The organism is Nocardiopsis baichengensis YIM 90130 (assembly GCF_000341205.1).
GTDB classification, from domain to species: domain Bacteria; phylum Actinomycetota; class Actinomycetes; order Streptosporangiales; family Streptosporangiaceae; genus Nocardiopsis_A; species Nocardiopsis_A halophila.
Genome location: NZ_ANAS01000035.1, coordinates 1 through 10,330 on the forward strand (window position 1 = coordinate 1; position 10,330 = coordinate 10,330).

A 10,330-nucleotide genomic window follows, 5' to 3' on the forward strand; every position below is an offset into this window, starting at 1 on the left:
GATGGTGGTGGGATCACCACTATCGGTGTCCTGAAGTGGTGGTCCCACCACCATCGATCACCGTTCCGACCCCTGCCGCCCTGCCGACGCAGAGCAGCAGGGGTTCTGTCACAGGCCGTCCCTACGCTCGGCCCATGGCGATTCGGAGGATGGACCACGTAGGCGTCGTCGTCGAGGACCTGGAGGGGGCGATCGCCTTCTTCACCGAACTCGGCATGGAGCTGGAGGGCTCGGCGCCGGTCGACGGGGAGTGGGTGGACCGCGTCGTCGGGATCGAGGGCGTGCGCGTGGACATCGCGATGATGCGCACCCCGGACGGCGGCGGAAAGATCGAACTGACACGGTTCCGTGCGCCGGAGGCGGTGGCCGAACAGCCCGAGGAGGCACCGCCCAACGTGCTGGGCCTGCGGCGCATCATGTTCGCCGTCGACGACATCGAGGACACCATCGCCCGCCTGCGCCCCCACGGAGCCGAACTCGTGGGGGAGGTGGCGCAGTTCGAGGAGATGTACCGGCTCTGCTACCTCCGGGGGCCGGAGGGCGTCATCGTGGCCCTGGCCGAACAGATCGGCTGAGCGCCCCGCCGAAGGCCCGGCGCGGCGGGGACGCCGCGCGGTCCCGGCCGGTCGGGCGCCGCGCGGCGTCCCCGCGGCGGTACAGTCCATCCGCGGGCCCAGGCCTCACCCGGCCCGCGCCGTCCCCCGCCGACCGATGCCGTCCACCCCGCCGGAGAGACCGCCATGTCCGCGCTCCGCCGCCTCGCGCCCGTCGGCGCCGGCCTGCTGCTGTTCACCGCCGCCTGCTCGGGCGGGACCGCCCCCTCCGACGAGGGCGGCGGATCCGGCCAGGGGGCGGGGGCCCAGGCCGTCGAGCGGGCCGATGCGCTCCTGGCCGACATGTCCGTGGAGGACAAGGTGGGCCAGCTCTTCGTGCTCAACGCGGCCGGCACCACCCCCGAGGAGAACGCCCAGGCCCTGTCCGACTTCCGGCCCGGCGGCCTCATCTACTTTCCCGAGAACCTCGGCACGCCCGCGCAGATCGCCGAGCTGTCCAACGGGCTCCAGGAGCAGGCGGCCGAGCAGGGGGCGGGGGTGCCGCTGATGATCGGCGTCGACCAGGAGCAGGGGATGGTCGCCCGGCTGGAGGCGGGCACCCGCTTCCCCGACGCCATGGCGGTCGGGGCCACCGGCGACACCGCCCAGGCCGAGGCGCTGGCCGCGTCCACCGCCGCGGAGCTGGCCGCGGTCGGGATCAACCTCGACTACGCCCCGGTCGCCGACGTCAACACCAACGCCGACAACCCGGTCATCGGCATCCGCTCGTTCGGGGCGGACCCGGGCCCGGTCGGGGAGATGGCCGTCGCCGAGGCCGAGGCCTTCGCGGAGGGCGGCGTGGTCCCGGTGGTCAAGCACTTCCCCGGGCACGGGGACACCGGTACCGACAGCCACACCGGGCTGCCCGTCATCGACAAGGACCGGGCCGCCTGGGAGCGCGACGACCTGCCGCCGTTCGCCGACGCGGTCGAGGCCGGGGTCGACGCGATCATGACCGCGCACGTCGTCATGCCCGCGCTGGACGACTCGGGGGAGCCGGCCACGCTCTCGCCGAAGGTGATCGACGGGGTGCTCCGCGACGAGCTGGGCTACGACGGGGTCGTCACCACCGACGCGCTCAACATGGAGGGCGTGCGCCAGACCCACGACGACGGGGAGGTGGCGGTCCTGGCGGTCGAGGCCGGTGCGGACCAGCTGCTGATGCCGCCGGACCCCGGCGCCGCGTTCGACGCGGTGCTCTCGGCCGTGGACGAGGGGCGCATCACCGAGGAGCGCCTGGACGAGTCGGTGCGCAGGATCCTCGAACTCAAGGCCGAGCGGGGCATCCTGGACGCCGAGCGGGCGGCCCCGGAGGCGGCGGCCGGCGTCTTCTCCTCCGAGGACACGGCCGAGGCCGCCCAGGACCTCGCCGACGCCTCGGTGACGCTGCTGCGCAACGAGGGCGGCGTGCTGCCGGTCCAGGACGGGGCGAAGGTGGCGGTCCAGGGGGCGGGCGCCGAGGAGATCACCTCGGCGCTGCGGGACCTGGGTGTGGACACCACCGGTTCGGCCTCGGGGGCGGACCTGGTCGTGGTGGGGACCAACGGCGCGCGCGGCGACGCCGAGCAGCGCCGGGCCGTGGAGCGCGCGTCGTCCGGCGGGGCGCCGGTGGCCGTGGTCGCCCAGGGGACGCCGTACGACCTGGAGGTGGCGGAGGACGCCGATGCCTTCCTGGCCGTGTACTCCGCGGTCCCGGTCTCCCGCACCGCGGCGGCCCGTGCGATCGCGGGCGAGGTGCGGCCCGAGGGCCGGCTCCCGGTCCCGATCCCGGACACGGGCATGGAGACCGGCGACGGCCTGTCCTACTGACCGGGCGCCGGCCGGTGCCCCGCCGCGCGAATCCGAGACGGGGCGGTGCCGAGGCCTCCGGCGGCCGGGCAGGTCCGCTCCGACCGGGGCTTCCGGTACCGGCACCGCACCTGGCGGGTCGTCCCGGCCGGGGCGCACCTGGAGCAGTCGATGCCGCGCCGGGCGATTCGCCTGGACAACACGGTTGCCCAGGACCTCTTCGGGGACATCGGGGGAGAGCTGTTCGACCAGGCCCGGTCCGACGCCGTTTCGACACCCCCCCGGGCCTCCGCGGCGCCACAGGGTCCGGGCCCGGCGGGGTACCGGGCCCGGACCCGCGCGGCCCGGCATCCAACGACCGGGTCCGACAACAGGGGACCGGTTCACGGGGCGGTCGGCCCCTCCTGCGCACATCGGTGGTGGTGGAACCGCCGCCACCGACCGCCGACCCCCATCAGGGCGCTCAGCCCTTCTTCTTCAGCTCCCGCCGCGCCAGGGAGCGCAGGTGCACCTCGTCCGGGCCGTCGAAGATGCGCATCGCCCGCGAGTGCGCGTACATCAGCGCCAGCGGGAAGTCGTCGCTCACGCCCGCGCCGCCGTGCACCTGGATGGCGCGGTCGATGGTCTCCAGGGCGGCCCGGGGCGCGGCGACCTTGATGGCCGCGATCTCGTTCCGGGCCTCCTTGGTGCCGTACTCGTCGATGAGCCACGCCGTCTTCATGACCAGCAGCCGGGCCTGGTCGATCGCCAGGCGCGACTCGGCGATCTGCTGCTGCACGACCCCCTGGTCGGCCAGCGGGGAGCCGAAGGCCACGCGGTTCTTGGCCCGGTCCACCATCAGCTCCAGCGCGCGCTCGGCCACGCCCAGCGCCCGCATGCAGTGGTGCACCCGGCCGGGGCCGAGCCGGGCCTGGGCGATCATGAAGCCGTCGCCCTCACCGGAGATGAGGTTCTCCGCGGGGACCCGCACGTCGGTGAAGCGGATCTCGCAGTGCCCCTCCTGGTCCTGGTAGCCGAAGACCGGCAGGGACCGGACGATCTCCACGCCCGGGGTGTCCTTGGGGACCAGGATCATGGACTGCTGGCGGTGCACCGGGCCGTCCGGGTCGGTCTTGCCCATGAGGATGAAGACTTCGCAGCGCGGGTCCGCCGCGCCGCTGATCCACCACTTGCGGCCGTTGATCACGTAGGAGTCGCCGTCCCGGGTGATCGAGGTGGCGATGTTGGTGGCGTCGGAGGAGGCCACGTCGGGCTCGGTCATCGCGAAGGCCGAGCGGATCCGCCCCTCCAGCAGCGGGTCCAGCCAGCGCTTCTTCTGGTCGGGGGTGCCGAACATGTGCAGCACCTCCATGTTCCCGGTGTCGGGCGCCGAACAGTTCAGCGCCTGCGGGGCGAGGTGGGAGCGGCCGGTCACCTCGGCGAGGGGGGCGTACTCGGCGACGCTCAGGCCGCCGACCTCGGGGAGGAAGAGGTTCCACAGGCCGCGCTCGCGCGCCTCGGCCTTGAGCTCCTCCATGACCGGGGGGAGGCGGTGGTCGTCGGGGCCGGCCTCTTCGCGCCATTGCCGGTAGGCGGGCTCGGCGGGGTAGACGCAGGCGTCCATGAACTCTTCGAGGCGGGACAGGTGGTCGCGGGCCTTGGGGCTGAGTCCGAAGTCCATGGTGTCGAGTATGCCACTTCACCGACCGGTCGGTATCCTCCGGTGGCGGTCGATTTTCCCGGGGCGGCGGACGGTTCGCCGGCGGGCGGCGGGGAAGGATGCCCTCCCCCGGTACCGCCGACCCCCGGGGAGCCGAAGGAGGCGATCGCATGCCCGACGCTCTGCGCGGCATCATCACCGACTGGGGCGGGGTGCTCACCGCCCCGCTGGGCCCCACCATCGACGCGTGGCTGGCGGCGGACCGCATCGACCGCGACCACTACGCAGCCGTCATGCGCGAGTGGTTCGCCGGACTGCGCACGACCCCCGAGGGCGCCAACGCGATCCACGCCCTGGAGCGCGGCGAGATCCCCGTCCCCGAGTTCGAGCGGATCCTCGCCGCCGAACTGCGGCTGGAGGACGGCGGACCGGTCCCCGCCGAAGGGCTCATCTCCCGGATGTTCTCCTCCTTCCGCCCCGTGGACGAGATGTACGAGGTGATGCGGCGGGCACGCGGCCGGGGCGTGCGCACCGCGCTGCTGTCGAACTCCTGGGGCAACGGCTACCCGCGCGACCGGTTCGCCGAGGCCTTCGACGCGGTGGTGATCTCCGGTGAGGTGGGCATGCGCAAGCCCGAACCGGACATCTTCCTGCTGGCCGCGGAGCAGAGCGGCCTGGAGCCGCGCGAGTGCGTGTTCATCGACGACCTGGAGCACAACGTCGAGGCCGCGATGGACCTGGGCATGATCGGCATCCTGCACACCGACCCGGCGACCACCCGCACCCTCCTCGCCGAGGCCTTCGGAGCCGAACTCGAGCCCGCGGGGGCCTGACCCGGCCGCGCCCGGGGTGGTTCCGGGCACCCCCGAGCCCCGGTGCCGAGCCGTTCCCATCGGGGAGGCGCCGGGGGCCGTGTCCGGCCGCCGTGAGCGGTGCGGCCGGACGCCGTCCACAGGTCGGCCTGTCCCCGGCCTGCCCAGGGGCCGGGTTTTGGCAGACTTCTCCCATGCGCATCTACCTGCCGAGCACACTGCCCGCCCTCGCCGAGATCCTGGCCGAGGGGCGGGTCGGGGGCGAGCCGCTGACCGCGTTCGCCGCCACCGGCCCCCTGCGGGCCACCGGGGGCGACGACGAGGAGCTGGAGTACGAGGCCATGCTCGCCGCGGCCGACGCCTCCCTGCGCCTGCTGGCCGCCGACCCCGGCGCGCCCCGGCGGCGGGTGGTGCTGGCCGCCGACATGCCCGAGGCGGCCCTGGCCGGGGACCCCGACCGGGGCGGCCCGGCCGCGGTCCGCGTCGACGGCCCGGTGCCCTACAAGAAGCTCGCGTCGGCGCACGTGGACGACGAGGGTGCCGAGGCCGGCATCGCCCGCGCCGCCGCCGACCCCGAGGCCGGGCACCAGGACGACCACGACCTGATGTGGTACGCCGTCCAGGAATTGAAGTACCTGGTGGAGTAGGCGGTGCGGGCTCCGGGGCGCCGGTGGCGGCCGGTACGCCGGGAACGGGGAGCGCGCGAGAGGCCCGGGCCGGTTCGCTCACCTTGCAGGCGGCCTCCCCGGTCGCCGCGCCGGCGACCTGAGAACGTGCCGCCGCGTCACCTCCACGCCCCGTCATCACAGGTCGCCGATGGGTCGTTCGGTTCCCGGCGGGGCGACGGGGCGGTCCCCGCTCCCGAACGGCGGGCGGGCTCCGCGGACCCCGGTGAGCGGAACTGCGGGTCAGGCTGATCGCTTCCGGCATCGCACGTTGCCGGACGCCCTCCTACCTTCAAGGGCACACCCCGCCCCCGACCCCCTGGAGGCCATGTGTCCCCCCGCACCCCACCGCATCCCCTTCTCGCGGCCGCCTCGGCGCTGGCGGCCGCGCTGCTGCTCGCGCCCGCGGCGCCCGCGGCCGCCGACACCCCGCAGGCGCCGGCGCCGACGGCCGCCGAGGACGGGGCGGCCGCCCCCTACGGCCCGCCCGGGCCGCCCGAACTGCCCGAGCCCGACCCGGCCGCCGCTGCCGCCGGAGAGGACCCCTGGCCGGACGCGCCCGGCGCCAACGACTTCGACTGCGAGCCCACCGACGACCACCCGCGCCCGGTGGTCCTGCTGCACGGCTACGGCGCCAACGGGTTCGCCAACTGGCAGGCGCTCTCGCCGCGCCTGGCCCTGCGCGGCTACTGCGTCTTCGCCCCCACCTACGGCCTGCGCTCGGAGCTGCCGCTGCCGCTGAGCGCGGTCGGCGGCGCCGTCCCGATGGAGGAGAGCGCCCAGGAGCTGTCCGACTATGTGGACCGCGTCCTGGAGGCGACGGGCGCCGAGGAGGTCGACATCGTCGGCCACTCCGAGGGCAGCCTGATGCCGAACCACTACGTCACGTTCCTGGGCGGAGCCGACAAGGTCGCCAACTACGTGGCCCTGACCCCGCTGTGGGACGGCACCCGCTTCTTCGGGGCCTCGGAGGTCAACAGGATCGGCGAGGAGTGGGGGCTCGGCCCGACCCTGGGCCGCTCGGTCGACGAGATCTGCGGGCCGTGCCGCCAGTTCCTCACCGGGTCGGAGTTCCTGGAGGAGATGAACGAGGGCGGGGCCGCCGTCCCGGGCGTCACCTACACGACCGTCATGACGAAGTACGACTTCCTCGTGCAGCCGTACACCAGCGGGTTCCTGGAGGGCGACGACGTCACCAACATCGTGCTCCAGGACCGGTGCCGGACCGACCTGTCCGGCCACATCGGCGTGGCCTTCGACCCGGTGGTGCACCGGTACGTCTTCAACGCCCTCGACCCCGAGTCGGCCCGGCCGCCCCTCTGCATCTGAGAGGAGCGGACGGCGCGCCCCGGCCCGTCCGCGACCGGTGGCCCGTTCCCGGGCGGTCCGGAGGCGCGTCGGCGGGACGAGGGCGCGCGGCTCGCCCCGTCGTCGATCCGGACCGTCCGCGGACGTTCCGCGGCCGTGAGGGCGGCCTCCCTCTCCGGGCCGACCGCGTCCTCGACAGGGGCGCGCTTTCCTCCGCCCCGACCGGCACGGAGGCCGTGCTGGCGGACAGGTCCATCGGGAGTGCCGGGATCACCGCCTTCGGCGGTCCCTGGCGGTGAATCCGCCGCTCTCGAGCGCGGCTCCTGCTCTCCGCAGGTCCGCTGCGCCGCGCAGGGCGTCGCGGTAGGCCCCCGGGGTCGTGTCCGCCCAGCGCTTGAACGCCCGCTGGAACGCGCTCGGTTCGGCGAAACCGAGCCTTTCCGCCGTCCGGGCGACGCTCGCCCCCTCCTCGGCGAGCATCGCCATGGCCGCCTCGCACAGCACCCGCTCGCGGATCCTGCGGAAGGAGGTCCCCTCGGTGCGCAGGCGGCGGCGGAGCGTCGGCGGGCTCATGCCCAGCACCGCCGCCGTCCGCTCGGCGCTCGGCGGCCCCTCGGGCGAGCGGGCCAGCAGCCGCGCCACCCGCTCGGCCACCGCCACCGGGGCGCGCGGCGCCCGCAGCAGGCCCGCCGGGGCGCCGGACAGCAGGTGCTCCAGCTCGGCCTCCGAGCGCACCAGCGGCACCGCCAGGTCCCGCTCGTCCAGCACCAGCGCCGGCCCCGCCCCGGGCACCGGCCGGCCGCCGGGAACGGCCCCCGCGGGCAGCCCGCGCACGTCGGCGCCGGGGGAGACCTCCGCGGCCAGCGGGCGGACCGGCCGGTCCGCCGCCCACTCCAGCGTCCGCACGGTGACCCCCAGCAGGCACGCCTCGGCGAAGCCGCGCACCGGCGGCGGCGCGTCCCGCGGGCGCCCGGTGAACGTCCAGCGGACCGTGCCGGGGCGCGGCCCCGGGCCCAGCCTCGGGCGCGGGCCGCCCGGGAAGAGCGCGTAGAACGCGGCGGCCCGCCGCAGCGCGGCCCCCGCGTCGCGGCTGTGCAGGGCGGCCCGGCACATCATCGCGAAGCCGCCGGGCGGGACCCGCCCCGGTGCCAGCCCGAGGAGTTCGTCGCCCAGGACGGCGCAGGCCTCGCGCACCAGCCGCGCGAAGCGGTCGGCGGGCACATGGGCCCCGTGCGTCCCGTGTGCACTGTGTGCACTGTGCGCTCCCGCCCGCCCGTCGGCCGCCGACGGCGGGATGCCCGCACGCAGCAGCAGCGGGCCGCACGCCACCCCCTGGCGGCGCGCACCCCACAGCACCGCGCGCACCGCGGCGGCGGGCACGTCTGCGGAGGACGCCTCACCGGCCATGTGCGCAACGTAGCGCGGACGCGACGCAGCGGTCACGGGGGGCGAGCGGGAAAATGTGACCCCCGCCACCCGCTCGGGTATGCCTGACCGCAGACCCGTCCTGGAGGCTGACGATGGATGCCGTGACCCGCGTGCCCGAACCCGTCAACGAGCCGAACCTGAGCTACGCCCCGGGGACGCCCGAGCGCGCCGAGCTGGAGGCCGAGATCGTCCGCCAGAGCGGCGAGGAGGCCCGGCTCGACCAGACCATCGGGGGCGAGCGCCGGATGGGCGGCGGGCCGACCCTCCCCGCGGTCGTCCCGCACCGGCACGCCCACGTCCTGGGCCGCATGCCCGAGGCCACCGAGGACGACGTGCGCGCCGCGATCGAGGCCGCCCGGGCCGCCGCGCCCGCCTGGCGGGCCATGTCGATCGACGACCGCGCTGCCGTCCTGCTGCGCGCCGCCGACCTGCTCGCCGGGCCGTGGCGGGCGACGGTGAACGCCGCCACGATGCTCGGCCAGTCCAAGTCGGTGCAGCAGGCCGAGATCGACGCCGCCTGCGAGCTGATCGACTTCTGGCGCTTCAACGTGCACTTCGCCCGGCGGCTGTACGCCGAGCAGCCGGTGTCGGTGCGGGGGGTGTGGAACCGGCAGGAGCTGCGCCCGCTGGAGGGCTTCGTGCTGGCGATCACCCCGTTCAACTTCACCGCGATCGCCGGCAACCTGCCCACGGCGCCCGCGCTGATGGGCAACGTGGTGGTGTGGAAGCCCTCGCCGACCCAGACCCCGGCGGCGTGGTGCCTCATGCGCCTGCTGGAGGAGGCCGGCATGCCGCCCGGGGTGGTCAACATGGTCACCGGCAACGGCGAGGCGGTCTCCCGGGTGGCGCTGTCCCAGCCGGACCTGGCGGGGATCCACTTCACCGGGTCCACCCGGACCTTCAAGCACCTGTGGCGGACCGCCGGGGAGAACATCGACGGCTACCGGTCCTACCCGCGCATCGTCGGCGAGACCGGCGGCAAGGACTTCATCGTCGCCCACTCCTCGGCCGACCCGGACGTGCTGCGCACCGCCATGATCCGCGGGGCGTTCGAGTACCAGGGGCAGAAGTGCTCGGCGGCCTCGCGCGCGTACGTGCCGCGCAGCCTGTGGCACCGGATGCGCGACGGGCTGCTGTCCGAGACCGAGTCGCTGACCATGGGCGACGTCACCGCCGACCTGTCCACCTTCATGGGGGCGGTGATCGACGACCGGGCGTTCGCCAAGAACGCCGAGGCCCTGCGCAGGGCCAAGGCGACCGACTCCATCACCATCCTGACCGGGGGCGCCGCCGACGACTCCGAGGGCTACTTCGTGCAGCCCACGGTGCTGGAGTGCGACGACCCCGAGGACGAGGTGTTCCGCACCGAGTACTTCGGCCCGATCCTGGCGGTGCACGTCTACGAGGACGACCACTACGAGCGGGTGCTGGCCCAGATGGCCGACGTCGCGCCGTACGCGCTGACGGGGGCGGTGATCGCCCGCGACCGGGCGGCGGTGGGGAAGGCGGACGCGGCGCTGCGCTTCTCGGCCGGCAACTTCTACATCAACGACAAGCCGACCGGTTCCATCGTCGGCCAGCAGCCCTTCGGCGGGGCGCGGGCCTCCGGCACCAACGACAAGGCCGGTTCGATCTTCAACCTGGTCCGCTGGGCGAGCCCGAGAGCGATCAAGGAGTCCTTCGTCCCCCCGACGGACTGGCGCTACCCCCACATGGGGTGAGAAGGGTTTCCCGCCCGGGGCGGAGGGGCGCCGCCGCTCGACCCTGCACGCCGAACGGGCGTGTGCCCTGCACGCGTCTCCCGTCCGGGTGTGGAGGGGAGGGCGGCGACGGCTCGGCTGGTGCCCCGCTCACGGGCCCCGGCCGGGTGCGGGCCGGCGCGCACGGGCGGACAGGCTTCGCATACCGGGCGTGAGAGGGGCGGTTCGTGCATCGAGTGTGCGGAACCGACCGCAAAAAGCGCTCGAGTGTGCACCTTTCTGCACACTCGATGAGGCCGTGTCCGCTGGTGTGGTGGAACCCTCCGGGCCCGGCCGCCCGCATCGACACCCCCGTTGACGCTTCTATGTCAAGCGGCCAGCGAGAGGGATTGTTGCT

General features: G+C 74.7%; 8 protein-coding genes. 6 read left to right on the top strand and 2 right to left on the bottom strand.

From position 1 onward, the window contains the following. Positions 1 to 149: 149 nt before the first annotated feature. Both C892_RS0123975 and C892_RS0123980 read left to right on the top strand, forming a co-directional pair. Positions 150 to 575 carry a VOC family protein gene (locus C892_RS0123975; RefSeq protein WP_017559265.1) on the top strand — a complete coding sequence of 142 codons (426 nt, stop codon included), beginning with the start codon at positions 150 to 152 and terminating at the stop codon, positions 573 to 575. A gap of 165 nt (positions 576 to 740) precedes the next feature. Next, the gene (locus C892_RS0123980; RefSeq protein WP_017559266.1) at positions 741 to 2,402 is read left to right on the top strand and encodes a glycoside hydrolase family 3 protein; all 1,662 of its coding nucleotides are present in this window, start codon (positions 741 to 743) and stop codon (positions 2,400 to 2,402) included. Between the two features lie 442 nt (positions 2,403 to 2,844). On the opposite strand, the gene C892_RS0123985 is transcribed toward C892_RS0123980, so the two are convergent. Continuing rightward, positions 2,845 to 4,041: an acyl-CoA dehydrogenase family protein gene (locus C892_RS0123985; protein WP_017538492.1), complete on the bottom strand. Its 1,197-nt coding sequence runs from the start codon at positions 4,039 to 4,041 to the stop codon at positions 2,845 to 2,847. A gap of 149 nt (positions 4,042 to 4,190) precedes the next feature. Here C892_RS0123985 and C892_RS0123990 point away from each other — a divergent pair, with 149 nt between their 5' ends. The 3 genes from C892_RS0123990 to C892_RS0124000 all read left to right on the top strand — a co-directional run bounded on the left by C892_RS0123990 (position 4,191) and on the right by C892_RS0124000 (position 6,826). Then, positions 4,191 to 4,853, top strand: coding sequence for an HAD family hydrolase (locus C892_RS0123990; RefSeq protein WP_017559267.1), 663 nt, complete (start codon positions 4,191 to 4,193; stop codon positions 4,851 to 4,853). A 173-nt stretch (positions 4,854 to 5,026) separates the two neighbouring features. Beyond that, positions 5,027 to 5,479, top strand: a complete 453-nt coding sequence (locus C892_RS0123995) for a DUF6912 family protein (RefSeq protein WP_017559268.1) — start codon at positions 5,027 to 5,029, stop codon at positions 5,477 to 5,479. A 348-nt stretch (positions 5,480 to 5,827) separates the two neighbouring features. Beyond that, positions 5,828 to 6,826 carry a lipase family alpha/beta hydrolase gene (locus tag C892_RS0124000; protein WP_017559269.1) on the top strand — a complete coding sequence of 333 codons (999 nt, stop codon included), beginning with the start codon at positions 5,828 to 5,830 and terminating at the stop codon, positions 6,824 to 6,826. A gap of 249 nt (positions 6,827 to 7,075) precedes the next feature. Here the strand turns inward: C892_RS0124000 and C892_RS0124005 are convergent, their stop codons facing one another. Continuing rightward, the gene (locus C892_RS0124005; RefSeq protein WP_017559270.1) at positions 7,076 to 8,212 is read right to left on the bottom strand and encodes an AraC family transcriptional regulator; all 1,137 of its coding nucleotides are present in this window, start codon (positions 8,210 to 8,212) and stop codon (positions 7,076 to 7,078) included. A 113-nt stretch (positions 8,213 to 8,325) separates the two neighbouring features. Here C892_RS0124005 and pruA point away from each other — a divergent pair, with 113 nt between their 5' ends. Then, complete coding sequence (pruA, locus tag C892_RS0124010) at positions 8,326 to 9,954, top strand: L-glutamate gamma-semialdehyde dehydrogenase (RefSeq protein WP_017559271.1); 1,629 nt, start codon at positions 8,326 to 8,328, stop codon at positions 9,952 to 9,954. The last annotated feature ends 376 nt before the right edge of the window (positions 9,955 to 10,330 follow it).